The following is a 24,445-nucleotide window of genomic DNA, read 5'->3' as shown; positions in this document are numbered from 1 at the left end:
AAACGGCCCATCCCAACCCTTCAGCCGCGGGGGCAGAGTAAATTTGCTAAGGATTCTTTCAACTGGTTCCGAGTGGCGCTTCGCGTCCTTCCGTTTTCAACTCACCTGGCGTGGCGGCTGGCAAAGGGCTCCTTCGTCGCGTTTTGCCTGGCCGCGATCGGCCTGGTGACCAGCACCCAGCCGTTCGTTCAGGACTCCGCGGTCGTTCGCATCGATGCAGACCTGAAAGCCAACGTGACCAGCGACAGCAGCGCTCCCGGCGCCCTCAGCAACGAAGGGCAGCGGGCCAACCCTGTCGACTTCAGCGCCGAAGAACTGTGGGAGCTCCAACGGCGCTTCGGCGTCCATGGACCCCAGCCGGAACTGGCCCAACTGCTGACCCAGGGACTCGACCAGCTCACCCCCCTTCGAGCCCACACCGTCAACCGGCTCGAGCAGCTCCAGCCGATCATCCTGCGGGAATCCCGCCGTCAGGGCGTCAATCCGATGCTGGTGACGGCCGTCCTGTTCGATGAACTGCAACATGCCAAGCCGGGCGAGGATCTTCCCCTGGCTGTCGAATCGGGCTTGTTCAAGACCCACGGCCTGGCTCAGCTGTCCGTCGGCGAACTGGTGCACCAGGGACTGCTGCGGGAGGATGCCAGTGAGGCCGAACTGGCCTCTGCCCGCCAGCAGCTGCTGGATCCCGAGCGCAACGTGACCCTGCTGGCCGGCAAGTTCGCCCGGCTCTCCAGGGCGCTGGGCCTCCCCACCGACCGTCTCCTGGATGCCGGCAGCAGTCCACGGGATGCGAAAGCCCTCGCCACCCTGGCCTACCTCCACAACGGCAAGCTCGACTACCCGACCCGGATTCTCAGCTACATGCAGGATCCGGCCTTGCACGCCCTGATCTATTCGGTGAGAAAGCCCGTCCCCTTCCCGGTGATCTGAGCCAGTCCACCTTCGTCACCCTTTCTTCAGCACAACAGGCCGAGGGCGGCAAGCCGCTGCTGGAGTTCCCTCCAGTCAAAACTGCGGGGATCGGATCTCTCCCCACCGAGGTCCACATAGCGGTGGGTTGTGATGTTGGTCGCCGGAATGCCGAAACGGCGCATCCAATCGGCCAGAACCACCGCCACTGCGTCGTATTGAGCGGGGGTGTAACCGCTGTGGCCCGCCCCGTTGTTCTCGCCGTCGATCGGGGTTTCGAGGCTGAGATGGAGTGCGAAGTTGTTGACGGAACCCCCCACCTTCGGATTGGTGACCACCCACTGGCCATTGAAGGCAGAGTTGCCGGCGCCGAAGGCGCGCCTGGAGGGATCGAGAACTTCCACCACCTGGCCATTGAGGCCCACCAGCATGTGATAGCTGACCTGGTCGTCGTCCCTGGGATGGGGAGTGAGGAAGGTCTGAACCGCGGATTCGATCCCATAGACCGTTTCATGCAGCACCACCATCCGGGGGGTGGGATCGACGGGATTGTTGAAGGCATCCCGGCTGAAACGCTCGCCGTAGTTGGTGGGGTCGATGTGAAGACGACGCTTGCTGGTGTCCAGCTCCGCCAGCAGACGCCGCAGGGACTGGCGGGTCCGGGGATCCTCGACAACGCACTGGCGACGGAGCGGGCTGGACCAGGCGACGTGGCTGGGGGGCGCCGGTGCTGGGCGGCGAACGGGATCGAGGACGAAGGGCCTCGCTGACGGGTTCACCTGGTCCAGCAACTGAAGCAGCGAGGGGCGCTGATCGGCATCCTGCCCAGCGGTGACATCCCGCGCCACCCAGCCCAGGCCGCCGATCCCCACCAAGGCGGCCACCCCGAGCAGCACCGAGCCACCCATCTGGGGGGAGAGCCGCTGAAGCCGCCTGCGCAACTGGCGCATGATCCTCAGCATGGGATCAAGCCCAGCCAGGCGGCGCGCCGAGCCAGGGCCTCGGGTGCGGCGGAAGGATCCGGAACCAGGGTCCAACGGTCCACAGCTGGAGGCGCGCTGAGCAGGGTGAGCTGGCGCAGGCTGCCGCGCCGATTCACCGTAAGACTCTGGGGACGCTCGGGCTGCAGCAGGGCAGCCAGATGTTCGGGCTGGCGCAACCGCCAACCGTCGATGGCAATCAGCTCGTCACCCACCACCAGCCCGGCCCGCTGGGCCGGGCTGTGGCGTTGCACCCGTTGAACCTCCAGGCCATTCGGCTCGGCCTTGCAGCGCAGGCCCGTGAACGGATCGGGGCTGAGCACCGCGTTCAGCTGCAATCCCACCGATGCGAGACAGGCCTCCAGGTCCGGCTCCAGGAAGCTCTCCAGCCAGAGAGGCAGGGCCTCGGCCAGCGAGGACGAACGCCGCGTGAACGCCTCCACCAGGGTGGTTTCGCTGTAGCCGCGACCCCATCGACCCAGCTGCCTCCACAGGTCCCGGAGCACCTCGACCAGGCAGGAGCCGTCGCGGCGCAGGGCGAGATCCAGGCAGAGGGCCACGATCGCTCCCTTGAGGTAATAGCTGATCTGGGAGTCGTCGCTGTAGGCATCGCGGCGATAGAGCTTCACCCAGGCCTCCTGGCCGCTCTGCCGGAGGGTCTGGCCTCCCTGACGGCCGGGGGTGAGCCGGTAGCGACTGATCTCGGTGCCCAGATCCTCGAAGAGCTGGTCTGCCGTGCTCAGTCCCACCGTCAGCGGCAGGAACTGGTCGAGATAACTGGTGACCCCCTCGGCGAACCAGAGGGTCGGCACGATCACGGCCTGGTTGTAGTCGATCGGGGTGAGTTCAGCAGGCCGCAGGCGCCGGACATTCCACTGGTGCAGATATTCATGGGCCACCAATTGCAACAGCTTTCTGTAGCCATCCGGCCGGGTCAGGGCCTGCCGGCCGTAGTGGAGAACCGAGGAACGGTCATGCTCCAGCCCGCCATAACCCTGATCGAGCAGATGCAGCACGAAGAGATAGTCGGGTGCCGCCGGCATCGGCTCGCCCATCAGCCGGCAACAGCCCCCGCAAACGGCGGCCACATCCTCCAGCAGGGAAGGAAACCGATCAAGCAGCCAACGCCCCCCCGTGGATCCATCCTCCCAGGTGACCCAACGATGGGGAACGCCACCCACCGCAAAGGAATGGCAGGCATGGGGGCCCGCCTCCACCGGCGTATCGACCAACTGGTCGTAGGTCTCGGCGTACCAGCCGTGATCGGCCTCCAACGGCAAAGGAACGAAGGGCAGCCAGCCTTCGGGCAAGACCAGCTGCAGCCGATGGGGCGTCCAGCGCTCCCCCTCCACCTGCAGGGCTACCGCCGCCAGGGCAAGGAAGCCGTGGTCGGCATCGAGGTGGCAGGCACGCACACTCAGCTCCGTGGCGAGCAGGGCGTAGCGAACCTCCACGGGATGAACCGCGCTCAGCTGGACTTGCCAGGCCGATGTCTCGATCCGCTCCACCTTCACCGACAGCGCTTCGCCGTCATCGCCCCCCTGATGCACCGTCAGGGCTTCGAGGTTCCGGACGTAATCCCGCAGAAGATAGGAGCCCGGTGTCCAGGCCGGCAGACGCAACATCACCGAGGGCGCCCGGGGGAGAAAACGCAACCGAACCTGGACGAGATGCTGGCTGGTCGATCTCAGATCCAGCGTGAGATCGACCACCGACAACGGGCTCAGGAGGCAGGGTGAAGGGTGGCCATCGGCAGCTGGTCCATGGCCTCAAGCAGCGCCAGGCGCAGCGCATAGCGCCGAGTGATGGCCCCTATCAGTTGCTGCAGCGCATGGGATCGGCTCAACCGCTGCAGATCACCGACGAGGGCCAGCGATCCATCCGTTTGGCGTTGCCAGCCCAGGCGCTGATCCGGCGTAACGGCCACCTGAAGCTCCACCCGGATCGCTTCGCCGGCAAAGCCCCCGATCACACCCCCCGCCATCGGCTCGAAACCAAGATCGCCAAGGGCCGCGGCCAACTGCTCCTGATCGCGGACGACCGTCGGCAGGATAGAGAGGTGCGACATGAACCCGTTGCCTGCTTCCCCAGACCCTAGCGAGGGTCTTCCCTCCGTCCAGTGGCCATTGCCACAGCCCTGGCCTGAGCCGCAACCCTTGTTGCGGCTGGGGGTGATGGCCTCCGGCAACGGCTCCAACTTCGAGGCCCTGGTGGCCAGCTGCCGCCAGGGACCGCTGAACGCCGTGGTGGAGCTGCTGGTGGTGAACAACCCGGGCTGTGGAGCCCAACGCCGCGCCGAGCGCCTCGGGGTGGCCTGCCAGGTGATCGACCACCGGCTTCACCCCCAGCGGCAGAGCCTCGATCAGGCTTTGCTGCTGGCGTTCCAGGCGGCCCGGGTCGATCTGGTGGTGATGGCGGGCTGGATGCGGATCGTCACCCCGGTGCTGATCGACGCTTTCCCCGCCCGGCTGGTGAACATCCATCCGTCGCTGCTGCCCAGCTTCGCTGGGCTGGATGGCATTGGGCAGGCCCTTGCCGCCGGGGTGGCCCTGACGGGCTGCACCGCCCACCTGGTCACCGAGCAGGTGGATGGAGGACCGATCCTGGTGCAGGCGGCGGTGCCCGTGCTGGCGGGCGACGACCACAGCAGCCTGAGCCGCCGCATTCATCAGCAAGAGCACCGCATCCTTCCCCTGGCCGTGGCCCTCGCCGCCCAGCGGCTGGGCCCAGCCAGGCTGGATCAGGGGTAGAACGGCAGCAGCGGCAAGCCGGTGTCGGCGGGTAGGCCGGCCATCCGATTGAGGCACTGGACCCCCTGGCCCGCCTGGCCCTTGACCAGGTTGTCAATGGCGCTCATCACGATCAGCTGGCCGGTGCGCCGATCCACCTGAACCGAGAGCAGGGCCCGGTTCGTCTGCCGCACCCATTTGGTCGAGGGGTAGGTGCCCACCGGCAGCACCTCCACGCAGGGGCTGTGGCGGTAAGCGGCCCTCAACAGGGTGGTGCAATCGTCAGCGGTGAGGCCTGGATCCCGAAGCCGCGCATAGACCGTGGCCAGGAGGCCCCGCACCATCGGCATCAGGTGGGGCGTGAACTGGACCTGAATCGGATGGCCAGCCACGGCGCTGGCCGCCTGCTCGATCTCGCTGGTGTGGCGGTGACCCACCACCGCGTAGGGCGCCACCGCCTCGCCGGCTTCCGCCAGCAGCAGGTGTTCCTTGGCGGCGCGGCCGCCGCCGGAGCAGCCGGTCTTGGCGTCGATGATGATTCCCGCCGGCTCGATCAACCCCTGCTTCAGGAACGGCAACAGGGGAAGCAACCCAGCGGTGGGAAAGCAGCCCGGGGCTGCCACCAGGCGAGCCTGCCGAAGCCGGGCGTCCTCCCACTCCGGCAGCCCGTACACCGCCTCCTCACAGAGCGCCTTGTCGTCGCGGGGAAACAGGGCCGCCTCGGCACCGTACACCCGCTTCCATTCGGCCAGGGAACGGAAGCGGTAGTCGGCGGAGAGATCCACCACCCGCACGCCCCGCTTCAGCAGGTCGGGGACAAGGGTGGAGGCCAGGCCGTTCGGCAGGCTGAGCACCACCAGATCCGCCGCCGCCGCAATCGCGCCAGGGTCGGGGACCTGCACGATCGGATCGCCCGCCAGGGGCAGGAACGGCGAGAGTTCGCTCCAACGCTTGCCGGCGCTGCGTTCCCCGCCCAGGAAGGTGATGGACAGGTGGGGATGCCCCTGGAGCAGGCGAAGGGTCTGCAGACCGCCGTAACCACTGGCGCCGATCACGCCCACCCGCTGGGCTGGGATGGATCTGGACATGCCGCGAGCACGGAAGGGGAGATCGTACCGGTCCGTTTGTGACCGGCTCTATAACGGAGGACCGCTGCGCCACTTCAGGCCCGAACCCCTCTGACAGCCCGTTCCGAACGGGGTCCAGCCCCGGCCGACTCCCTCCGCGACACCACCCCGATCCCCGCCGGAAAGCTCGGCAATGGCCTGGCCCATCAACCGATTCGCTTCGACCCGGTCGCCGACGGTCTGGCCGCCATCCGCAACGGCGAGATGGTGGTGGTGGTGGATGACGAAAACCGGGAAAACGAAGGGGATCTGATCTGCGCCGCCCAATTCGCCACCCCCGAACAGATCAACTTCATGGCCACCGAGGCCCGGGGACTGATCTGCCTGGCGATGGAGGGGGAGCGGCTCGATGCGCTCGAGCTTCCCCTGATGGTGGACCGCAACACCGACAGCAACCAGACGGCCTTCACGGTGAGTGTCGACGCGGGACCAGAAAACGGTGTCAGTACAGGGATTTCGGCTGAAGACCGGGCCCGCACGATCCAGGTGGCGATCCATCCCCACAGCCGTCCGGGCGATCTGCGCCGACCCGGCCACATCTTTCCACTCCGGGCCCGGGAGGGCGGCGTGCTCAAGCGAGCCGGTCACACCGAGGCGGCCGTTGATCTTTCCCGGCTGGCCGGCCTCTATCCGGCCGGGGTGATCTGTGAGATCCAGAACCCGGATGGATCGATGGCGCGGCTGCCCCAGCTGGCCGACTACGCCAGCCGCCACAGCCTGCGCCTGCTGAACATCGCCGATCTGATCAGCTACCGGCTCGACACCGAGCGGTTTGTGCGGCGCCAGGCGGAGGCCCAGATGCCCAGTGCCTTCGGCAGTTTTCGGGCGATCGGCTACCGCAACGAGCTGGACGGGAGCGAGCACGTGGCGATCGTCAAGGGTCGCCCCGAGCTGAGCAGCGGGCCTGTGCTGGTGCGGGTCCACTCCGAATGCCTCACCGGGGACGCCTTCGGCTCCCTGCGCTGCGACTGCCGACCCCAACTGGAAGCCGCCTTGCGCATGATCGAAGCGGCCGGGGAAGGCGTGGTGGTCTATCTCCGCCAGGAAGGCCGTGGCATCGGCCTGATCAACAAGCTCAAGGCCTACAGCCTCCAGGACGGCGGGCTCGACACGGTGGAGGCCAACGAGCGCCTGGGGTTTCCGGCCGATCTGCGCAACTACGGCGTCGGCGCCCAGATCCTCAGCGATCTGGGGGTGCGGCGGTTGCTGCTGATCACCAACAATCCCCGCAAGATCGCCGGACTCGGCGGCTACGGACTCCAGGTGGAGGATCGGGTGCCCCTGGAGATGGATCCCGGCCTGCACAACGCCGCCTACCTGGACACCAAACGCCTCAAGCTGGGCCATTGGCTCCAGGCCTCAGCCGATCGCACCCCCGAGCCGAACGACCGGGGCCTGAGCGCGGTGCTGGCCTGGCAGGGGCTGCTTGCCTGGCAGGGCCATGGCCCTGAGCCGGAACGCGCCGAAGCCGAGCACTGGCTGAGCCTGCGCGCCTGGACGTCGCAGCGCCAACTGGAGTTCAAACGGGAGGAGCACCCCCGGCTGCTGGCCCTGCTGGAACGTCCGGACCTGGCCATCCTTCTCACCCCTGCCGCCGGCCAACAACTGGAGGAGGCGGCGCTCACGGCGGTGCTGAGCCAGATGGCGACCTGGCCGCACACCAGGGCCGTGAGCCTCCTGCTCACCCCCGACAGCCAACGCAGCAGCCACCCCAGCGTGACCCTGGAGCCGGAACAGCGGCCCCTGCTGGAGCTGCGCCAGCGAAGCCCCCAGTTGCCGTTGCAGCCGGGTGCTTTTCTGCGCTGGCAGTGAGGCGGCGCGAGAACCAGCTCTGAGCGGCACTCAGCCGCGATCAGCTCAGGATCGTGAGTTTGTTGATCTTCGTCCCTTTCTTGATCGCCAGCACCACATCCACGTTGGCGGCCTGACCGAACACCGTGTGGACGCCGTCAAGGTGGGGCTGGGCGTCGTGGCAGAGAAAGAACTGGCTGCCGCCGGTGTTCTTGCCGGCGTGGGCCATCGAGAGGGTGCCGGCCTGGTGCTTGTGGCTGTTGATCTCGCAGGGGATCTTGTAGCCCGGCCCGCCGGTGCCCGGGGCTCCGCCCGCCCCGGGGCGGGTGTTGGGGCAACCGCCCTGGGCCATGAAGCCGTCGATGACGCGGTGAAAGGAAAGCCCGTCATAGAAGCCGGCCTCGGCGAGTTTCACGAAGTTGGCGACGGTGGCAGGCGCTTCGGCATCGAAGAGCTCAAGTTCCACGGTGCCAGCATCGGTTTCCATCAGGGCTTTGGTCACGGGGAACGGAGGCAAAGGCGGACTGTATCCACTCTCGGGTAGAACGGTCCCCGATCCCGGCGCCCCCAGAGCGCAGACGAACGCCATGAGCGAGCCAGCCGTCCCCACCGCCAAGGCCGGCCCCGATCTGGCCACCGCCCGGCTGGGAGTGCTTGGCGGGAGTGGGCTCTATGGCATGGATGGTCTGGAAGCGGTTGAGGAGATCGAGCTCGACACCCCCTTTGGGCGTCCCTCCGACCGGTTAAGGCTGGGCCGTGTCGGCGATCTGGAGGTGGTCTTCCTGGCCCGCCACGGCCGCCATCACACCCATTCGCCCACGGACGTGCCCTACCGGGCCAACCTCTGGGCGCTCCGTTCCCTGGGCGTGCGCTGGATCCTCTCCTGCTCCGCCGTGGGCTCCCTGCAGGAGCCTCTCCGCCCCCTTGACATGCTGGTGCCGGACCAGTTCATCGATCGCACCCACCAGCGGCCCCTGACCTTCTTCGGCGAGGGAGCGGTGGCCCATGTCGGGATCGCCGACCCCTTTTGCCCAACCCTCAGCCGCCTGCTGGCCGATGGGGCCGAGAGCCTGATGCCCGCAGGCCGCCAGCTGCACCGCAGCGGCACCTACCTGTGCATGGAGGGGCCGGCCTTCTCGACCCGGGCCGAATCCAATCTCTACCGCAGCTGGGGATGCTCGGTGATCGGCATGACCAACCACAGCGAAGCTCGGCTGGCCAGGGAAGCTGAGATTGCCTATGCCACCCTCGCCATGGTCACTGACTACGACTGCTGGCACGCGGAGCATGCCTCGGTCACGGTGGACCTGGTGATCGAGAATCTCCGCGCCAATGCCCTGTTGGCCCAGCAGATCGTGGCGTTGGCGGCCGAACGGGTGGCCGCCCAGCGTCCGCTCAGCAGCGCCCACACCGCCCTGCGCAGTGCCCTGATGACCCCCAAGGAACAGGTGCCCGCAGCCACACGCCAGAAGCTCGATCTGCTCACCAGCCCCTACTGGGGCCCCTATGAGCTATAAGTCGGCCTCCTCTCCAGCTCAGGCCAGCTGAGCACCGAGCTGCTCCAAGGCCTGCCGCACCTGGCCTTCGTGGGCGCTCAGAGCCAGATCGGCCTGCTCGGCGCTCAAACCGGCGGCGGCCATCACCAGGGCCCGTTTGACCGAACCGCCCGCGGCGGCCAGCAGCTCGTGGCCGCGCTCCCGCTCCACCCCGGCCAGGTCCCTGAGGATGCGCAGGGCGCGATCCTCCAGCTTGCTGTTGGTGACGGCCACATCCACCATGCGGTTGCCGTACACCTTGCCCAGCCGCACCATCACCCCGGTGGAGATGATGTTCAGGGCCATCTTGGTGGCCGTGCCGGCTTTGAGGCGGGTGGAGCCGGTGAGCAGCTCCGCTCCAGTGACCAGCCGGATGTCGATGGCGCAGGGCATCGGCGCTTGCTCACTGGGAACGCAGGCCATGGCGATGGCCAGGGCGCCGATGGCGCGGGCGTGCTCCAGACCACCGAGCACATAGGGGGTGGTGCCACCGGCGGCGATGCCAACCAGGGCATCGGCGGAGCTGAAGCCCCTCTCGATCAGATCATCGCGGCCGGCTTCGTGGAGATCCTCGAGTCCTTCGGAACTGCGCAGCAGGGCCGGTGCACCGCCGGCCAGCACGCCCTGCACCAGTTCCGGGGGAGTGCAGAAGGTGGGGGGACACTCGGCCGCATCGAGCACGCCGAGCCGCCCGGAGGTGCCGGCACCGAGGTAGAAGAGCCGGCCGCCGGAGCGCAGGCGAGCGCTGATGGCCTCCACCGCCTCGGCCAGGGCCGGTGCCGCTGCCTCCATGGCCAGCAGCGCCTTTTCATCTTCACGGCAGAACAGATCCACCAGTTCACCGGAGCTGAGCTGGTCGAGGCGGGCGCTGGCGGGATTGGCCTGCTCGGTGAGCAGGTGGCCACGGTCGGCACAGTTCACAGCAGGCCCTCGAGGCGGCGCCGGAACGCCTCCATGGCGTCCCGCTCGGCCTGGCCGGGTTGATTGGCATCGGCGGGCTGGTCGTCCTTCCAGTTGCTCACGTCCATGTTGCGCTCCGGCGGTGCGATCAACAGCCGCTCCTCGGGGGATTGGGGAAGGAAGCCGGCCGGGACAAAGCGGGCCTCGTAGCCCGCCTGCACGCAGAACAGCTCCATGTCGTCCCGGGAGAGCGCCTCCACGGTGGGGACCGGAAAGTCCTGGGCTTCGAGCAGGCCGGCATAGCGCTCCGCGTCGTCCATCTCCTCGAACAGCAACACAACGGTGTGGCCGTTCAACTCGAGGGAATGGATGCCTTCGTTGTCGGAGCCGGCATCGAAGAGCAGAACATGAACCGCCATCAAGGGCCTCAGCGCCGCTGCGGCCAGTGTCTCACCGATTGGCCTCCTCCGACTCCCGCTGGTTCTGAGCCGAGAGCTGCTCCAGGCGCCGGTAGAGGGCTTCCTCCGCTTCATCGAGCTGCTCGGCCACGACGATCCGCACCTCCACGAGTTGATCCCCCCGGTGCTCCCCCAGCACCAGGCCCCTGCCGCGCAGCCGCAGCAGCCGGCCGCTGGAGGAGCCCGGCGGCACCCGCAACTGGACGGGGCCCTGCAGGGTGGGCACCACCACGAGGCAGCCGAGAACCGCTTCCGGTGGTGACAACTCCAGTTGGTACAGCACCCGCAGACCCTCGATGCGCAGGCCCTCGGCGGTGCGCACCCGCAACTGCAGGAAATGGTCCCCGCCCCCCGGAGCCACGCCCGCCAACCGCAACCGCCAGCCGTCCCCGGCCAGGGGCGGACTCCAGTATTCCACCGCGGTGCCGCCGGGCAGCTCCAGCTCCAGGCGGGCTCCAGAGAGGGCCTGATCCGGGGTGAGCTCGACCACGGTTTCCAGATCGGCGCTGGCCTGCACCGGCGGCGGTGGTGGCGGCGCATGGGTGACGCCTGCTGACGGCCGCCGCCCAGGCGCGGGTGGGTGATCCAGGTCGAAATCGAAGGCAGAAGCTGGCTCTGGCCCTGGATCGTCCTCGGGGGTGGGCGGATCGAAGGGGAAGTCGGTTGCGCCGGCAGGGCCGCTCTCTCGCTCCCGGCTGGCCTGGCGACGGCCGAGGAGGGCATCGAGGTAGACCTCGAATTCAGGAAACCCTGTGGCGAAGGGATCCGCCGTTCCCCCGGGCGAGGCCGTCGGATCGCGACCCTCTTCCCACACCGCCCGGCGCTTGGGATCTCCAAGCACCGCATAGGCCTCGTTGACCGCCTTGAATCGCTCCTCGGCCACGGGATCGTTGCCGTTGAGGTCGGGGTGCCAGCGCCGGGCCTGCTCACGGAAGGCCCGCTTCAAGCTGGCGGCATCGGCGCCAGGTGAGAGGCCGAGCACCGTCCAGTAGTCCGTTGCCACCGGCGGGGTTGGGCTGCGGGTCACCGGCTCAGTCCTCAGCCCAGGGATCCTGATTCGAGCGGGAGGCCGGCCGTTCATAGCGGGGCGGCTGATACCCACCCCGGCTCATCGCCGGCTGCTCCCACGGGTCACGGCCCGGTCGGGCCCGCCCCCCCGGCCGGTCCCAGTCATCCCAGTCGTCATCGGAGAAGAGGTCATCTTTGAGGGAGCCGAGCGTGTTCTTCAGACCCTGAAGCGGCCCGGATTCCGATTTGCGCTCGCTGATCAGGCGTCGATTGAGCCCATAGAGGGCTTCCTGGAGCTGACTCACGGCCAAATCCAGTTCCACGGAGTCGTCGCCGCCGAGCAGTGCCTGCACATCACGGAGGGCCAGTTCCACCGAGCGCTGCTGGCGCTCGGCCCCATAGGGGCCCAGTTCCAGGGCGGCGTCCCTGAGCCGCCGCTCCGCCTGGGCGGCCAGGGTCAGGGCCCGGTTGCGGCGATCCACTTCGGCCCGTTTGCGGCGGTCCTCGACGGCCTGACGCGTGGCCTCCTCCAGCAGCTTGGTGATCTCCTCCTCGCTCAGGTTCGATCCGCCCTGAATCGAGACGCTCTGCTGGCGGCCCGTGGTGCGGTCAGTGGCCGAGACCTGCAGGAGGCCATTGGCATCGATGTCGAAGGACACCTGCACCTGGGGGACCCCCCGCGGCGCCGGTGGAATCCCGGAGAGCCGGAACCGGCCCAGGGACTTGTTGTCGCTGCCCATCTGGCGCTCTCCCTGGAGCACGTGCACTTCCACCGCCGACTGGTTCGCCTCGGACGTGCTGAACACGTCGGATTTGCGCACGGGGATGGGGGTGTTCCGAGGAATCAGCACCTTCATCACGCCGCCGATCGTCTCCAGGCCCAGGGAGAGCGGGATCACATCGTTGAGCATGAGGTCTCGCAATTCACCGGTGAGGATGCCGGCCTGAACCGCCGCCCCGACCGCCACCACCTCATCGGGGTTGACCGACTGGCAGGGCTCCCTGGGAATCAGGGTGCGCACCATCTCCTGCACCATCGGCATGCGGGTCCCACCCCCCACCAGCACCACGTCGTCGATGTCCTCGGCGGCCAGGGAGGCATCGCGCAGGGCCCGTTGCACCGGCCGCAGCAACCGATCCAGCAGATCGGGGCAGAGGGCCTCAAACTGACGCCGCTCCAGGCTGCATTCGATGTGAAGCGGCCCTTCGGGGCCGGTGGCGATGAAGGGCAGGGACACCGGGGTGCTCCGGACCCCGGAGAGCTCCTGCTTGGCTTTCTCAGCCGCCTCGGTGAGCCGTTGCAGGGCCTGGCGATCGCGGCGCAGGTCGATGCCGTGGTCGGCCTCGAAGCCATCAGCGAGCCAGTCGACGATGCGACGATCCCAGTCGTTGCCCCCCAGTTGGGTGTCGCCACTGGTGGCCTTGACGTCGAACACACCGTTGGCGATGCGCAGCACTGACACATCGAAGGTGCCGCCACCGAGGTCGAACACCAGCACCCGTTTCACGGCGCTGCGATCGAAGCCGTAGGCGAGGGCAGCGGCGGTGGGCTCATTGAGGATGCGCTCCACCGCCAGCCCTGCCAGGCGACCGGCATCGCGGGTGGCCTGGCGCTGGGCATCATTGAAATAGGCCGGCACGGTGATCACCGCCGCTTCCACCGGCTCCCCCAGATAGGTGGAGGCATCGTCCACCAGCTTGCGCAGGATGCTGGCCAGCAGCTCCTCCGGGGCGTACTCCCGCTCGGTGACCGGGCAGACGACCCGCACCTTGCCCTGGTCGTTGGCCCGAACCGTGTAGGGGACCGCGAGGCTGCTGTCCTCGAGCTCATCCCAACTGCGGCCGACGAAACGCTTGAGGTTGGCGAAGGTGTTGCGAGGGTTGAGCACCAGTTGACGGCGGGCCAGGGAGCCCACCAGCAGCTCCTGCTCGCGGCTGTAGCCCACCACGGATGGTGTGGTGCGGACCCCTTCGGCATTGGCAATCACCTGGGGACGACCCGCCTCCAGAACCGCCACCACCGAGTTGGTGGTGCCCAGGTCGATGCCAACGATCCGCCCCATGGACCCCCAAACCGAAGCCCCAAACTACCGTCTCGACCAGGGCGGGGAAGGGGTTAACGAATTCTTAGTGGAAGAAATCAAGCTGTGGCGAGTAAGTTGCTGAACACAACGTTTTCCTTACCGTTGCGGAATTTGTTCATCGCCCCAGTCCGCCCATGATGACGGATCAAATACAGGCTCGCTTCACTCGCAGGAAGCGTCCGCCGGCGGACCGCATCGTGGATGGGGGGTTTCGCTACCTAACGATCGCCTTGGCTTCCACGGTGGCCATCGTGTTGCTGGCCATCTTCCTGACGGTGTTTGAGGGCGCTCAGGATGCAATCAAGGAATTCGGCCTCAAGTTCCTGACCACCTCCAGCTGGAACCCTGTCACAGGCGAATACGGTGCCTTTACGGCCATCTACGGCACCCTTGTCACATCGTTCTTGGCTCTTCTCATCGCGGTGCCCCTTGGGGTGGGCACCGCGATCTTCATCACCGAAAACCTGCTCCCCTTGCGCTGGCGGGAAATCATCGGGGTGATGGTTGAACTGCTGGCCGCCATCCCTTCGGTGGTGCTTGGGCTCTGGGCCATCTTCGTGATGGAGCCTTTTCTGCGGCCCCTCCTTGTTTTTCTGAACACTGCTCTGGGGTGGCTGCCCTTCTTCAGCACCGCCCCACAAGGGCCTGGGGTGGCGCCAGCAGTGCTCATTCTCGTTGTGATGATTCTTCCCATCATTACTGCCATCTCGCGAGACGCCCTCAACCAGGTCCCCATAGCTTTGCGCCAGGGTTCCTACGGGGTGGGCAGCACCCGTTGGATTGCCATTTTCGATGTCATCCTCCCCGCGGCCATTTCCTCGATCGTCGGCGGCATCATGCTCGCCCTGGGTCGAGCAATGGGAGAAACCATGGCGGTCACGATGATCATCGGCAACTCCACCAACTTCAGCTGGTCCCTGCTCGCACCCGGCAACACGATTTCGGCCATGCTCGCCAACCAATTCGGTGAAGCAAGTGGCATTCAAGTTTCCGCGTTGTTGTACGCAGCTTTGATTCTCATGTTGATGACGTTTGCGGTTAATATCTTTGCTCAATGGATCGTCAGGAAGCTCAGCCTTCGTTACTAATTCTCTAAACAGATGACCTCCTTCACTCCTGCTCTCCAAGCATCTTCACTGCGCTACGACCCTGCACTGAAGAGAAACAGGCTCGACAAGTTTTACAACGCACTGTCCGGCTTCTTCAGCCTGATCGTCGTGATGCCCCTTTTTCTGGTTCTTGTTTATGTGATCATCCAGGGTGGCAGGTTGATCAGCATCCCTCTCTTCACCCAGCTTCCTCCAGCTCCTGGTCTTGAAGGGGGAGGCATTGGCAACGCGATCATCGGCACCTTCGTGGTGACCATTGTGGCCTCGCTGATCGCCATTCCAATTGGAGTTGGTGGTGGCGTTTACCTGGCTGAATACTCCACAGGTGGGCCTTTCGCCCGGTTCATACGCACCGGCAATGACATCCTCGCTGGGGTTCCTTCGATCATCTGCGGGGTCTTCGTTTATGGAGCGATCGTGGCCACCAGGGTGTTCTTTGGCCAGTCCTATACTGCGGTTGCAGGCGGCATCGCGCTTGCGGTGTTGATGCTTCCAACGGTGATCAAAACTACGGATGAAGGACTCAAGCTGGTACCCAAAGCCTTGAGCATGGGGGCCATCGGGGTCGGGGCTTCCAAGTTCGTGACAGTCACCCGGATCACCCTTCCGAGTGCCTTCACCCCGATTGCTACGGGCATTGTTCTGGCGATTGCTCGCGCCGCCGGCGAAACCGCTCCCTTGATCTTCACCGCCCTGTTTTCACCGTTTTGGCCGGAAGGGGTGTTCAACCCCATTGCCACCATGTCGGTGTTGATCTTCAATTTCGCCATCATGCCCTACGAGGCCCAGAATGAGCTGGCCTGGGCCGCCTCTTTCGTCTTGGTGGTGCTCATCCTCGGTGCCAATTTGCTGGCCCGTTGGTTGCGGCGGTTCGCCAACTGAATCCTGTCATCCGACTGATCCCATCACCGGTTGGTTTCTTCTGCATTCACTTCACCCATCCCACCATGACCGTCTCCCTGCAGCGCCCCATGTCAAAGGCCACTGATCAGAACTGCCTCACCCTCGAAAAAGTCACCATCAGCTACGGCAGCTTCGAAGCGGTGCGTGATGTCTACTTGGACATTCCCCGCGGCAAGGTCACCGCCTTCATCGGCCCATCCGGTTGTGGAAAATCCACCGTGTTGCGCGGCCTGAACCGCATGAACGACTTGATCGAGGGCTGCAGTCTGAAAGGGCGGGTGGTTTTCGATGGCCAGGATATCTATGCACCCGAGGTGGACCCGGTGGAAGTGCGGCGACGCATCGGCATGGTGTTTCAACAGCCGAACCCGTTCCCCAAATCGATCTACGAGAACATTGCCTTCGGCGCCCGCATCAACGGTTTCACCGGTGACATGGACGAGTTGGTGGAAAGTTCCCTGCGCAAGGCATTCATCTGGGATGAAACCAAGGACAAGCTTAAGCAAAGCGGCAACTCCCTGTCCGGTGGCCAGCAGCAGCGTCTCTGCATCGCCCGGGCGATCGCGATCGAGCCTGAAGTGATTCTGATGGACGAGCCCTGCTCAGCCTTGGATCCGATCTCCACTCTCAAAATCGAGGAGTTGATGCATGAACTCAAAAAAACCTTCTCGATCGTGATCGTCACCCACAACATGCAGCAGGCGGTTCGTGTTTCCGACCAAACCGCCTTCTTCAACGCAGAAGCGGTTGAAGGGGGCAGCGGCAAAGTGGGTTATCTGGTGGAATTCAACGACACCGAAAAGATCTTCAATGCCCCGGTTCAACAGGCTACCCAGGATTACGTCACCGGCCGTTTTGGTTAGGGATTCCTGCACACGTTCTCCAAAGAAAAAGCCGGCTTTGAAGCCGGCTTTTTGATGGAGAACGGAGAGGGAGGGATTCGAACCCTCGATAGAGTTGCCCCTATACAGCATTTCCAGTGCTGCGCCATCGACCACTCGGCCACCTCTCCTTCGATGATGCCGGGGCACGTGGCAATGTAGCAGTCAGCCTTCACCCACCTGCGCAAGCGCGATGTCACGACAGGTCCCGATCACGGTGCATTGGCGCCAGCAAGACCGGGTGATTGCGTTGGAGGTGCCGGAAGGGGAGTACATCCTGCGCAGCTTCGAGCAACAGGGGGAGCCCCTTCCCTTCAGCTGTCGCAATGGCTGCTGCACCGCTTGTGCCGTCCGGGTGATCTCCGGCCAGATCGACCAGTCCGAAGCCCTTGGCCTCTCCCAGGAACTGCGCCGCCAGGGCTATGGCCTGCTGTGCGTCGCCAGGGCCACCGCGCCCCTGGTGGTGGAAACCCAGGACGAGGACGAGGTCTATGAGCTCCAGTTCGGCCGGTTCTTCGCCAGGGGACGGGTGCGCCCAGGCCTGCCGATCGAGGAGGAATGAGCACGATGGGCAGCGAAGCACAGCCCAAGCCCCCCCTGCTCTGTGAGCAGGCCCTGGCCGGCTCAGGCCTCAGCCGTGGGGAGCTGGAGAGGCTGAGTGGCGTTGCCCGCTCTGCCGCCAGCGCCGGCGCGGCGGAACTGCGGCGCTTTCACGGCCAGCTCACCGACATCCGCGAGAAGGGGAGGGCGGGGGATCTGGTCACCGAGGCCGATCTGGCCGCTGAGCGGGCCGTGCTGGCGGTGCTGGCCCAGGACACCCCATCGCTGGGGGTACTGGCCGAGGAAAGCGGCCGGCGCTCCACAGGATCAGCGCTGGAATGGTGCGTCGATCCCCTCGATGGCACCACTAACTACGCCCATTGCTACCCCTGCTACGCCACCTCCGTGGGCCTCACCTGGCAGGGACTGCCCTTGCTGGGGGCGATCGAGGTGCCCGCCCTGCAGGAACGCTATTGGGGGGCGCCCGGCCTTGGAGCCTGGTGCAACGACCAGCGCCTGGCGGTGAGCAACGCCCAGCAGCTGGGCAGCGCCCTGCTGGTCACGGGCTTCGCCTACGACCGCCAAACCCAGCGGGACACCAATTACGCGGAGTTCTGTTGGTTCACCCATCGCACCCAGGGCGTGCGGCGGGACGGGGCGGCCGCGGTGGATCTGGCCTTCGTGGCCGCCGGACGGCTCGACGGCTACTGGGAACGGGGGCTCTCCCCCTGGGATCTCGCCGCCGGGGTGGTGCTGGTGGAGCAGGCCGGTGGCGTGGTGAGCCGCTACGACGGCGGACCGCTGCTGCTGGCGGAAGGACGGCTGATCGCCTCGGCGCCCGGACTCCATGGCGCCCTGGTGGAGGGCCTGGCCAAATGCCAGCCGCTCCCGGGCGCCAGTTTCGGTGCCCCCGAACTGGACGGCTGAGCCTGCCCCTGCTGCTCCATAGGATCCAGCCCGTTCCTCCTTTCCTTTTGCTCCGCCCCCCATGGCCCTGCAACCTGCCGCCGGCGCCAGGGATCTCAATCCTGGCCAGGTGGAGCGCAACCGCCGCCTCTGCCAGCAACTGGCGGCGGTCTACCGGCTCTGGGGGTACCAGGAGGTCGCCCCCCCGGCGATCGAACGGCTCGACACGCTCCAGGCCCGGGGCGGGGGCCCCCAGGCAGAAGTGGTGCGCCTGGCGGCGGAGGAGCCCCTGGGCCTGCGACCCGAGCTGACGGCGCCGATCGCCCGGGCGGCCTGCACCCGGCTGGCCGCCCGTCCCCGTCCGCTTCGTTTGTGGGCGGAGGGGGCCACCTTCCGCACCTTCGTCGGGGATGGGGGCGGCCAGCGGATCAGTGAACAACTGCAGAGCGGCGTTGAGCTGCTCGGGGTGCCCTCGGCGGCGGCCGATGCGGAACTGCTGCGCCTGCTGCTGGCCTGCACCGAAACCCTGGGCCTGCGGGGGCGTCACCAGCCCCTGTTGCTGGTGGGTCACCACGGCGTGCTCAGCGCCCTGCTCGACCGGGTACCGGCTGCCGAGCGCACCGCCTGTCGCCAGGCGCTCACCAACTTCGATCCCCTCGCCCTGGCCGCCCTTCCCCTGCCGGGCCACGAGGTGGACCAGCTGCTGGTCCTGCTGCGGCTCCGGGGGGAACCCGCCCAGGTGATCGACAAGCTGCAGCAACAGCTTGGTCCGCTCGCCCTGCTCGAGGATCTGGCCCAGACCCTGCAGTTGGTGGAGGCGGCCGCCCAGCGGCTCGGGGTTGGCATCCAGCTGGACCCCAGCTTCCAGCCCCAGTTCAACTACTACGACGGTCTGGTGTTCAAGCTGGTGTGCCAGGGAGAGGCGGCCCCGGTGGAGATCGCCAGCGGTGGGCGCTACGACGGGCTGGTGGCGCGATTCAGCCTGGATCCAGACGCGGCGGCCGGTGTGGGCTTCGGATTCAGGATCGAAGAAATCAGGGATCTGCTGGATTCAGGCGAAGGCCCCGGGCCCAGCCAGGGGCCGCTGCTGCTGGCCTACGGCCAGGCCAGCCAGTTGCCCGCGGCCCTGGAGCGACTGGAGGCCCTGCATCGCTCAGGACTGGCCGCCGAACTTCTGCCCGATCCCTGCGCCGACGCGCAGCAGGCCGAGGCGCTGGCCCGAACCAGGGGGAACCAGGCCGTTGAGTGGCTTGGCTGAGCATTTCTAGGATCGGGCCAACCTCTTTCCGAGCCCCATGGCCCACAGCATCCTCACCGACGTCTGCGAGGGGGTGGCCGACTGCGTCGACGCCTGTCCGGTGGCCTGCATCCATCCCGGCAGCGGCGCCAATGTCAAGGGCACGGGGTTCTACTGGATCGACTTCGACACCTGCATCGACTGTGGCATCTGCCTGCAGGTGTGCCCGGTGGAGGGTGCGATCGTTCCGGAGGAACGGCCGGCCGAGCAGCGGAGCAACGGCGGCGCCTGAAGCCCAGCTGGGCAGCCCGGGTTGGGAATCCAATCACCGGGCTCGGCGGTACAGGGATCAGGAAGCACGGCAACGATCCAACCGAAATCCATGGACGAGGCAATGGCCCATCACCCAGCGCCGATCCGCCACAGCCCCCTCTGGACGCGGGCCTTCCACAGCCTCAACCTGCTGGTGCTGCTGGTGATGGCGGCCAGCGGCCTGCAGATCTACAACGCCAACCCGGTGTTCGGCGGTCGGGGTGGAGCCACCGTGCCGGAGCTCCTCACCCTGGGGGGCTGGTTGGCGGGCGGACGTGACTGGCACTTCGGCTTCATGGGCCTTTACGCCCTCAATCTCGGCGTCTGGATCGCTCTGCTGATCGGGCAACGGCGCCGAAAGCTGGCGGACACCGGTGACCTCGGCACGCTGAAAGCCAGCCAAAACAAAGCCAAGCGGCGGCTCTCAGCCCACCGGCTGGTGTACACCCTGATGCTGATCCTGCTGGCCTTCGGCCTGATCACGGGAATGGCCATGTATAAACCGGCCCAGTTCTGGTGGCTCTCGGGCCTGTTCAGCTTCGGCGAGGCGTTTGGCTCCACCAGCTGGCAGACCCTGAGGATCAGCCACCTGGCCACGATCCCCGCCATCGCCCTGCTGATGCTTGCCCATGTGACGCTTTCCTGGCGGATCGGTGGCCTGCGGCTGCTGCGCTCGATGTTCGCCTGATGGCACAACAAGCTGCCACGAAAGATGCGACCCACCTGAATCGCCGCCAGCTGCTTGGGCTTGGTCTCAGCGGGGGCTCCTCGCTCCTGCTGGGGGGCTGCGCCCTCAATGGCCTCAGCGAAACGGTGGGGAATGCCACCCAGCCGCTCAACGAACGGATCGAGGCGTTGATGCAGGGCAAGGGCCCGGTGCCGTTGTTCCGCCGGGATCAGGTGGACCCCAAGGATCTGCTGGTCAACAGTTTCAACGGAGTGCCCCAGCTGGATCCCGCCCGCTACCGGCTACGGGTGGACGGCCTGGTGAGCCGGCCCCTGAGCCTCGATCTGGCGGCGCTGGCGGCCCTGCCCCAGCAGGAGCTGGTGATGCGCCACGTCTGCGTGGAAGGGTGGGCAGCGATCGTGGCCTGGTCCGGGGTGCGCCTGGCCGATGTGCTCGCTCTGGCTGGGATCTCCAATTTGGGCGGCTACCTGGCCATCGACTCGGCCGATCAGTACTTCGAGACCTGGGACATCGCCTCGGCCCTGCATCCCCAGACCCTGCTGGCCACCGCCATGAACGGTGCACCTCTGCCGGCAGCCAATGGGGCCCCAGTGCGCCTCGCCACGCCGATCAAACTCGGCTACAAGCTCAGCAAATGGGTCACGGGCCTGAAGGTGATGGCCAGCCTGGAAGAGCGCCGCGGCACCTGGGAGGACCAGGGTTACGAGTGGTTTGCGGGGCTGTAAGGCGCAGCCACAACCAGCTATTTGAGCAACTGGGGGAACTGCCGCTTCAGCTGGGCAAGCTTGGGCAGATCATTCACCACAACGTAAGGATTGAAGGGGTTGTGGGCGATGTAATTCTGGTGATAAGCCTCTGCTGAAAAAAACGCCTGCAAGGGAACCACCTGGGTGACGATCGGCCGTGGGAACACCTTCCGGTTACGCAAAGCGGCGATTGAGGCCCTGGCCGCCGTCTGCTGGGACGGGGTGGCAAAGAAGATGGCGGAGCGGTATTGCCTGCCGACATCCGGGCCCTGGCGGTTGAGTTCGGTGGGGTCGTGGGCAACGGAGAAGTAGATGCTCAGCAGTTGGGCGTAACTCACCACTTTCGGGTCGTAGGTGATCTTCACCGCTTCGGCATGGTCCGTGGTTCCTGCACTCACCTGCTGATAATCAGCGCTCGCCTTGGAACCTCCCGCATACCCAGACACCACCTCCGAAACACCCCGTACCCGCTCGAAAACCGCCTCCACACCCCAGAAACAGCCCCCAGCCAGAACGGCCGTTTGGGTGGAACCTGGCTTGGCGGAGGTGGGTGGGACCGCTGAACTTGCGGCGAGCATGCCCGGCAGGGCCCAGAGGCCGAGCGCGGCGAAGGCGACAGAAACGGACAGGCGCATGGGTTTGGGGAACGGCCTCTTGGATTACAGGCGAGCGGAACGTTTGGATGGATCAGAGCGGACGGTGTGGGGAGGCTCGCCGATCAAGCGGGTGCGATGCAAGGCATCCAGATCAACCCTGCGGAGCCCGTTGGCGTCTTCGGACACCAAATCATCGAACACATGCCCTTGGAGGATGTCCTCGATCCGGTAGTTGTGCAGTTGAAGCAGCGGCGATCCGGTCACCTCGTCGGTGCCTTCCACCATCACCAGGATGGCCCCGCTGGCCCTCCGGATCGCCTCCATTCCATGGCGAACAAAGGGGCTCTCGGCGCCCAGGCTGTGGCTGAGCACGGCGGTCACATGCAGCTGGGGTGTTCTGTTGTTGAGCAGCGGCAGAGGATGAAGCCGCCGTTGCACCACCCCGGGTTCGATCTCCTCATCGAGGAAGAGCACCATCGAATAGGACACCCGCAACCAGTAGGTGGGATCGCTGGTCACAAACCGGCAGCTGAGATAGCCCCCGGGCAAGAAACTCAGACACAGATTTCGGCTGAACCGAAGCGGGGCATCCACCTTGGTGAAGCGCAGAAAGAACAGACCGGTGACCATGGCGTTGGTCAGCAGCCCGGCAATCTGTTGCAACGACGCCAGTGCCAGGATGTAAATCGAGGTGACCCTGGCGGGCTGGAAGCTGGCGCTGAGGAGATTCTGAAGCGAGAACACCACACTGGTGGGCAGGCCCATGGCTCCTTCCCCCTCCAGGTGGCGGCCATCCAGTTGAAAGGCGATCGCGAAGATCACCACTTCGATGAGATAAAGGCTGGTCATGGCCAGGAAGAACACAGGCCAGGGCATCCGCAGTGCCATCGACACCGGCTGGCGCCAGAGGCTGGTCCAGGGGCTGCGCTGGTGGCCGAGGGTCAGGCGGTGACGCCGGAGCAGGGAACGTAGGGCGGGGCCAAGGGAGTTCAAGATGGCCATGCTGGTTCAGGGCTTGACCAGACCGGTGGGCACAGGGCTGAAGCCACCCTCCCGAAGCAGCTGCTGAATCGTCTGCTCTGATTTGGCATAGGCACCTTCGCCGAAGTGGGTGGCGCGGATGCGGCCCTGGGTGTCGATGAAATAGAAGGCTGGCCAGTAGGTGTTGTTGAACGCCTTCCAGATCGCGAAGTCGTTGTCGATCACCACCGGGTAGGTGACCCCAAGTTTGCGGGTGGCCTGCCGAACATTGCCGAGGTCGCGCTCGAAGGGGAACTCCGGTGAATGGACCCCGATCACCACCAGACCGTGGTCCTTGTATTTCTTGGCCCAGGAGCGCACGTGGGGGAGGGTCCGCACGCAGTTGATGCAGGAATAGGTCCAGATGTCCACCAGCACCACCTTGCCCCAGAGCTGATCACGGGTGAGTGGGGGCGAATTCAGCCACACCGCCCCCTTCGGGAAGGGCGGCAGGGTGCCGAGAACGGGCAGCGGGCTCGCCGCAGTGGCGGTTGCCCCGGCCCGGGGAGCGACGGGAACCTGCGCGAGCAGGGTCTGCTCAACGGCATTGGTGTCCGCCAGGGCGAAGCGGGCCAGGGAGGCCTGCTCCAGGCCCAGGGCGATCGCTCCCACGCTGATGATCACCGCACCCCCCAGGGCCCGGCGCAACAAGGCGGTGCTCTGAAGGGAACGCCGCAGGATGTTGGCCATGCGCCCGCCGGCGAGCAGGGCGATCGCCAGGGAGGTGCTGGCGCCAACGGCATAGGCCAGCAGCAACAGTGCCGTGCCGGCAGGCTCCCCCTGGAGCGCCGCGCCGGTCAGCACCAGACCCAGGATCGGGCCGGCGCAGGGCGCCCACAACAGGCCAATCGCCACGCCCAGCAGAGCGGATGAAGCGGCCGTTGCCCCGGAGCTTCGAGCCTGATCCGATCGTCGCGACAGACCCTGCCCCAGCCGCACCAGCGGTTGGCTGAGCCGGTTGGCCAGGGCGGGAAACAGCAGCGCCAACCCGAAGGCAGCCAACACCAGCAGGGCCGCCATCCGCCCGAACTGGTGGGCCCGAACCACCCAGTTCCCCCCTACCACGGCCAGAACCCCAACGGTGGTGAAGGACAGCGCCATCCCAGCCAACAGAGGCAGACCCCGGCGGTGGAACGGCCGCCCGGCCCCGGTGAACACGAACGGCAACACGGGAAGGATGCAGGGGCTCAGGATCGTCAGCGCACCGGCCAGGAAGGCCAGGAGCAGCAGGGCCATGGCGTTGTTGACGGCGTGGATTCAGTTGGTGTGGATTCAGGGGGTGGGAGGAACCGGGGCCGGGGCCGGGCAGGTTCTCGCCACGAAATCACAGCTGTAGAGGGTGGCTTTCTGCCAACTGAGTGGAATCTCGAGCAGATCCCTGGGCCCGCTGATCCCCTGGGCCAGGAAGATCAGGGCCGCCAGGACGTTGGCGCTGACGTGCAGCCGGCGCCAACGCAGGTGCTTGTGGATCTCGGGCCGGCAGGCCACCGAGAACAGCATCAGGCCGCTGAGCCCGACGCCGCCCCAGAAATGCGACTGCCAGAAGGCCGGGTCGAACGGGTTGTCGCTGAGCCGGAACACCTCCGGCTGCAGACCCAGGCCGATCAGCCCCGCCCAGCAGAGCAGGGCGAAGCTGGCCCGATAGGCGGGCCGCTTGACCCGCCAGAGAGCCGCCAGGGCAACACCGGAGCCGACCAGCACCAGCAGCAGCAGCGCCAGACGCGAACCACCCCCTGCGAAGGCGGAGAGGGGGTGCTTGGTGGCGATCACCACCGCTTCGGCCAGCAGCACGATCGCCACCACCGAACCCGCCAGCCACTTGCCAAGATCGGCGTGATCACGGCCGACGGTGGGGGGATGCTTCGCCTGGGTCAGGCGGCGGTCCCGGGTCTGCTGCGCCAGCCGCAGCACCATCCCGAGCAGGGGGTAGACGAGCACCACAGCCAGGGCTGGGTGGAGCAGCCAGAGCCAGTCGACGCTTTGCAT

General features: G+C 66.3%; 26 protein-coding genes and 1 tRNA gene. 13 read left to right on the top strand and 14 right to left on the bottom strand.

The features are described from left to right. Positions 1 to 234: 234 nt before the first annotated feature. A complete protein-coding gene (locus KBY66_RS05565; RefSeq protein WP_255088309.1) occupies positions 235 to 930 on the top strand; it encodes a helicase DnaB in 696 nt (231 codons plus the stop codon). Positions 931 to 956: 26 nt separating this feature from the next. Here the strand turns inward: KBY66_RS05565 and KBY66_RS05560 are convergent, their stop codons facing one another. The 3 genes from KBY66_RS05560 to KBY66_RS05550 are packed head-to-tail and all read right to left on the bottom strand — an operon-like array spanning position 957 to position 3,957. Continuing rightward, positions 957 to 1,871 carry an N-acetylmuramoyl-L-alanine amidase gene (locus tag KBY66_RS05560; protein WP_255088239.1) on the bottom strand — a complete coding sequence of 305 codons (915 nt, stop codon included), beginning with the start codon at positions 1,869 to 1,871 and terminating at the stop codon, positions 957 to 959. Continuing rightward, the gene (locus KBY66_RS05555; protein ID WP_255088238.1) at positions 1,865 to 3,601 is read right to left on the bottom strand and encodes a M61 family metallopeptidase; all 1,737 of its coding nucleotides are present in this window, start codon (positions 3,599 to 3,601) and stop codon (positions 1,865 to 1,867) included. The genes KBY66_RS05560 and KBY66_RS05555 overlap by 7 nt, the downstream gene beginning before the upstream one ends. 11 nt (positions 3,602 to 3,612) lie before the next feature. Further along, on the bottom strand, positions 3,613 to 3,957 hold the full coding sequence (locus tag KBY66_RS05550) for a DUF1257 domain-containing protein (RefSeq protein WP_255088237.1): 345 nt from the start codon (positions 3,955 to 3,957) through the stop codon (positions 3,613 to 3,615). Positions 3,958 to 4,063: 106 nt separating this feature from the next. On the opposite strand from KBY66_RS05550, the gene purN reads away from it, so the two are divergent. Further along, on the top strand, positions 4,064 to 4,639 hold the full coding sequence (purN, locus tag KBY66_RS05545) for a phosphoribosylglycinamide formyltransferase (RefSeq protein WP_410001002.1): 576 nt from the start codon (positions 4,064 to 4,066) through the stop codon (positions 4,637 to 4,639). Here the strand turns inward: purN and argC are convergent. Next, entirely contained in the window at positions 4,630 to 5,706 is a 1,077-nt protein-coding gene (gene argC, locus KBY66_RS05540; protein WP_255088234.1) for an N-acetyl-gamma-glutamyl-phosphate reductase, read from the bottom strand. The genes purN and argC overlap by 10 nt on opposite strands. A 243-nt stretch (positions 5,707 to 5,949) precedes the next feature. Between argC and ribBA the strand changes: the two genes are divergently transcribed. Beyond that, complete coding sequence (gene ribBA, locus KBY66_RS05535) at positions 5,950 to 7,557, top strand: bifunctional 3,4-dihydroxy-2-butanone-4-phosphate synthase/GTP cyclohydrolase II (protein WP_399224899.1); 1,608 nt, start codon at positions 5,950 to 5,952, stop codon at positions 7,555 to 7,557. A 40-nt stretch (positions 7,558 to 7,597) separates the two neighbouring features. On the opposite strand, the gene KBY66_RS05530 is transcribed toward ribBA, so the two are convergent. Next, complete coding sequence (locus tag KBY66_RS05530) at positions 7,598 to 8,038, bottom strand: peptidylprolyl isomerase (protein WP_255088233.1); 441 nt, start codon at positions 8,036 to 8,038, stop codon at positions 7,598 to 7,600. Between the two features lie 85 nt (positions 8,039 to 8,123). On the opposite strand from KBY66_RS05530, the gene mtnP reads away from it, so the two are divergent. After that, positions 8,124 to 9,053, top strand: a complete 930-nt coding sequence (gene mtnP, locus KBY66_RS05525) for an S-methyl-5'-thioadenosine phosphorylase (protein WP_255088232.1) — start codon at positions 8,124 to 8,126, stop codon at positions 9,051 to 9,053. A gap of 18 nt (positions 9,054 to 9,071) precedes the next feature. Here mtnP and murQ read toward each other — a convergent pair whose 3' ends face one another. The 4 genes from murQ to dnaK are packed head-to-tail and all read right to left on the bottom strand — an operon-like array spanning position 9,072 to position 13,500. After that, complete coding sequence (murQ, locus tag KBY66_RS05520; RefSeq protein WP_255088231.1) at positions 9,072 to 9,992, bottom strand: N-acetylmuramic acid 6-phosphate etherase; 921 nt, start codon at positions 9,990 to 9,992, stop codon at positions 9,072 to 9,074. Beyond that, a complete protein-coding gene (locus tag KBY66_RS05515) occupies positions 9,989 to 10,390 on the bottom strand; it encodes a DUF3110 domain-containing protein (RefSeq protein ID WP_255088230.1) in 402 nt (133 codons plus the stop codon). Before KBY66_RS05515 ends, murQ begins: the two co-directional genes overlap by 4 nt. Positions 10,391 to 10,421: 31 nt before the next feature. Beyond that, the gene (locus tag KBY66_RS05510; RefSeq protein ID WP_255088229.1) at positions 10,422 to 11,456 is read right to left on the bottom strand and encodes a DnaJ domain-containing protein; all 1,035 of its coding nucleotides are present in this window, start codon (positions 11,454 to 11,456) and stop codon (positions 10,422 to 10,424) included. A 4-nt stretch (positions 11,457 to 11,460) separates the two neighbouring features. After that, a complete protein-coding gene (gene dnaK, locus KBY66_RS05505; RefSeq protein WP_255088228.1) occupies positions 11,461 to 13,500 on the bottom strand; it encodes a molecular chaperone DnaK in 2,040 nt (679 codons plus the stop codon). 158 nt (positions 13,501 to 13,658) lie between these two features. On the opposite strand from dnaK, the gene pstC reads away from it, so the two are divergent. The 3 genes from pstC to pstB all read left to right on the top strand — a co-directional run bounded on the left by pstC (position 13,659) and on the right by pstB (position 16,396). Beyond that, complete coding sequence (gene pstC / locus KBY66_RS05500; protein ID WP_255088307.1) at positions 13,659 to 14,609, top strand: phosphate ABC transporter permease subunit PstC; 951 nt, start codon at positions 13,659 to 13,661, stop codon at positions 14,607 to 14,609. A 12-nt stretch (positions 14,610 to 14,621) separates the two neighbouring features. Then, positions 14,622 to 15,512 carry a phosphate ABC transporter permease PstA gene (gene pstA / locus KBY66_RS05495; RefSeq protein ID WP_255088227.1) on the top strand — a complete coding sequence of 297 codons (891 nt, stop codon included), beginning with the start codon at positions 14,622 to 14,624 and terminating at the stop codon, positions 15,510 to 15,512. 89 nt (positions 15,513 to 15,601) lie between these two features. Continuing rightward, the gene (gene pstB, locus KBY66_RS05490; protein WP_399224923.1) at positions 15,602 to 16,396 is read left to right on the top strand and encodes a phosphate ABC transporter ATP-binding protein PstB; all 795 of its coding nucleotides are present in this window, start codon (positions 15,602 to 15,604) and stop codon (positions 16,394 to 16,396) included. Positions 16,397 to 16,458: 62 nt separating this feature from the next. Here the strand turns inward: pstB and KBY66_RS05485 are convergent. Then, a tRNA-Ser gene (locus KBY66_RS05485) sits at positions 16,459 to 16,545 on the bottom strand. A gap of 62 nt (positions 16,546 to 16,607) precedes the next feature. On the opposite strand from KBY66_RS05485, the gene KBY66_RS05480 reads away from it, so the two are divergent. The 6 genes from KBY66_RS05480 to KBY66_RS05455 all read left to right on the top strand — a co-directional run bounded on the left by KBY66_RS05480 (position 16,608) and on the right by KBY66_RS05455 (position 20,822). Next, entirely contained in the window at positions 16,608 to 16,976 is a 369-nt protein-coding gene (locus KBY66_RS05480; protein ID WP_255088225.1) for a 2Fe-2S iron-sulfur cluster-binding protein, read from the top strand. 5 nt (positions 16,977 to 16,981) lie between these two features. Then, complete coding sequence (locus KBY66_RS05475) at positions 16,982 to 17,881, top strand: inositol monophosphatase family protein (RefSeq protein ID WP_255088224.1); 900 nt, start codon at positions 16,982 to 16,984, stop codon at positions 17,879 to 17,881. Positions 17,882 to 17,942: 61 nt separating this feature from the next. Further along, on the top strand, positions 17,943 to 19,118 hold the full coding sequence (locus KBY66_RS05470; RefSeq protein ID WP_255088223.1) for an ATP phosphoribosyltransferase regulatory subunit: 1,176 nt from the start codon (positions 17,943 to 17,945) through the stop codon (positions 19,116 to 19,118). A 37-nt stretch (positions 19,119 to 19,155) separates the two neighbouring features. Then, on the top strand, positions 19,156 to 19,389 hold the full coding sequence (locus KBY66_RS05465; RefSeq protein WP_255088222.1) for an indolepyruvate ferredoxin oxidoreductase subunit alpha: 234 nt from the start codon (positions 19,156 to 19,158) through the stop codon (positions 19,387 to 19,389). Positions 19,390 to 19,491: 102 nt separating this feature from the next. Next, a complete protein-coding gene (locus KBY66_RS05460) occupies positions 19,492 to 20,097 on the top strand; it encodes a cytochrome b/b6 domain-containing protein (protein ID WP_255088221.1) in 606 nt (201 codons plus the stop codon). Then, positions 20,097 to 20,822: a molybdopterin-dependent oxidoreductase gene (locus KBY66_RS05455; protein WP_255088220.1), complete on the top strand. Its 726-nt coding sequence runs from the start codon at positions 20,097 to 20,099 to the stop codon at positions 20,820 to 20,822. The genes KBY66_RS05460 and KBY66_RS05455 overlap by 1 nt, the downstream gene beginning before the upstream one ends. A 17-nt stretch (positions 20,823 to 20,839) precedes the next feature. Here the strand turns inward: KBY66_RS05455 and msrA are convergent, their stop codons facing one another. From msrA to KBY66_RS05435, 4 genes are read right to left on the bottom strand one after another with little or no spacing between them, the layout of a single operon-like run. Beyond that, entirely contained in the window at positions 20,840 to 21,478 is a 639-nt protein-coding gene (gene msrA, locus KBY66_RS05450; protein WP_255088219.1) for a peptide-methionine (S)-S-oxide reductase MsrA, read from the bottom strand. Positions 21,479 to 21,502: 24 nt separating this feature from the next. Continuing rightward, complete coding sequence (locus KBY66_RS05445; RefSeq protein ID WP_255088218.1) at positions 21,503 to 22,441, bottom strand: hypothetical protein; 939 nt, start codon at positions 22,439 to 22,441, stop codon at positions 21,503 to 21,505. 6 nt (positions 22,442 to 22,447) lie between these two features. Next, positions 22,448 to 23,695 (bottom strand): cytochrome c biogenesis protein DipZ, encoded by a 1,248-nt coding sequence (locus KBY66_RS05440; protein WP_255088216.1) that lies wholly within the window; start codon positions 23,693 to 23,695, stop codon positions 22,448 to 22,450. A 36-nt stretch (positions 23,696 to 23,731) separates the two neighbouring features. Continuing rightward, positions 23,732 to 24,445 (bottom strand): DUF4079 domain-containing protein, encoded by a 714-nt coding sequence (locus KBY66_RS05435; protein ID WP_255088215.1) that lies wholly within the window; start codon positions 24,443 to 24,445, stop codon positions 23,732 to 23,734.

This window comes from Synechococcus sp. Tobar12-5m-g (genome assembly GCF_024345415.1).
Classification (GTDB): domain Bacteria; phylum Cyanobacteriota; class Cyanobacteriia; order PCC-6307; family Cyanobiaceae; genus Regnicoccus.
Note: the sequence above shows the minus strand (reverse complement) of the source record. Positions and strands in the feature narration are given on the sequence as shown.

What these genes read in the sequence shown, in the direction of transcription:
- KBY66_RS05455 (WP_255088220.1), top strand. Translation starts at nt 20,097, where the DNA reads ATGGCACAACAAGCTGCCACGAAAGATGCGACCCACCTGAATCGCCGC.
- KBY66_RS05515 (WP_255088230.1), bottom strand. Translation starts at nt 10,390, where the DNA reads ATGGCGGTTCATGTTCTGCTCTTCGATGCCGGCTCCGACAACGAAGGC.
- msrA (WP_255088219.1), bottom strand. Translation starts at nt 21,478, where the DNA reads ATGCGCCTGTCCGTTTCTGTCGCCTTCGCCGCGCTCGGCCTCTGGGCC.
- KBY66_RS05445 (WP_255088218.1), bottom strand. Translation starts at nt 22,441, where the DNA reads ATGGCCATCTTGAACTCCCTTGGCCCCGCCCTACGTTCCCTGCTCCGG.
- ribBA (WP_399224899.1), top strand. Translation starts at nt 5,950, where the DNA reads ATGGTGGTGGTGGTGGATGACGAAAACCGGGAAAACGAAGGGGATCTG.
- purN (WP_410001002.1), top strand. Translation starts at nt 4,064, where the DNA reads ATGGCCTCCGGCAACGGCTCCAACTTCGAGGCCCTGGTGGCCAGCTGC.
- KBY66_RS05480 (WP_255088225.1), top strand. Translation starts at nt 16,608, where the DNA reads ATGTCACGACAGGTCCCGATCACGGTGCATTGGCGCCAGCAAGACCGG.
- pstA (WP_255088227.1), top strand. Translation starts at nt 14,622, where the DNA reads ATGACCTCCTTCACTCCTGCTCTCCAAGCATCTTCACTGCGCTACGAC.
- KBY66_RS05435 (WP_255088215.1), bottom strand. Translation starts at nt 24,445, where the DNA reads ATGCAAAGCGTCGACTGGCTCTGGCTGCTCCACCCAGCCCTGGCTGTG.
- pstB (WP_399224923.1), top strand. Translation starts at nt 15,602, where the DNA reads ATGTCAAAGGCCACTGATCAGAACTGCCTCACCCTCGAAAAAGTCACC.
- mtnP (WP_255088232.1), top strand. Translation starts at nt 8,124, where the DNA reads ATGAGCGAGCCAGCCGTCCCCACCGCCAAGGCCGGCCCCGATCTGGCC.
- dnaK (WP_255088228.1), bottom strand. Translation starts at nt 13,500, where the DNA reads ATGGGGCGGATCGTTGGCATCGACCTGGGCACCACCAACTCGGTGGTG.
- KBY66_RS05550 (WP_255088237.1), bottom strand. Translation starts at nt 3,957, where the DNA reads ATGTCGCACCTCTCTATCCTGCCGACGGTCGTCCGCGATCAGGAGCAG.
- KBY66_RS05460 (WP_255088221.1), top strand. Translation starts at nt 19,492, where the DNA reads ATGGCCCATCACCCAGCGCCGATCCGCCACAGCCCCCTCTGGACGCGG.
- KBY66_RS05560 (WP_255088239.1), bottom strand. Translation starts at nt 1,871, where the DNA reads ATGCTGAGGATCATGCGCCAGTTGCGCAGGCGGCTTCAGCGGCTCTCC.
- KBY66_RS05470 (WP_255088223.1), top strand. Translation starts at nt 17,943, where the DNA reads ATGGCCCTGCAACCTGCCGCCGGCGCCAGGGATCTCAATCCTGGCCAG.
- KBY66_RS05475 (WP_255088224.1), top strand. Translation starts at nt 16,982, where the DNA reads ATGGGCAGCGAAGCACAGCCCAAGCCCCCCCTGCTCTGTGAGCAGGCC.
- argC (WP_255088234.1), bottom strand. Translation starts at nt 5,706, where the DNA reads ATGTCCAGATCCATCCCAGCCCAGCGGGTGGGCGTGATCGGCGCCAGT.
- KBY66_RS05465 (WP_255088222.1), top strand. Translation starts at nt 19,156, where the DNA reads ATGGCCCACAGCATCCTCACCGACGTCTGCGAGGGGGTGGCCGACTGC.
- pstC (WP_255088307.1), top strand. Translation starts at nt 13,659, where the DNA reads ATGACGGATCAAATACAGGCTCGCTTCACTCGCAGGAAGCGTCCGCCG.
- KBY66_RS05440 (WP_255088216.1), bottom strand. Translation starts at nt 23,695, where the DNA reads ATGGCCCTGCTGCTCCTGGCCTTCCTGGCCGGTGCGCTGACGATCCTG.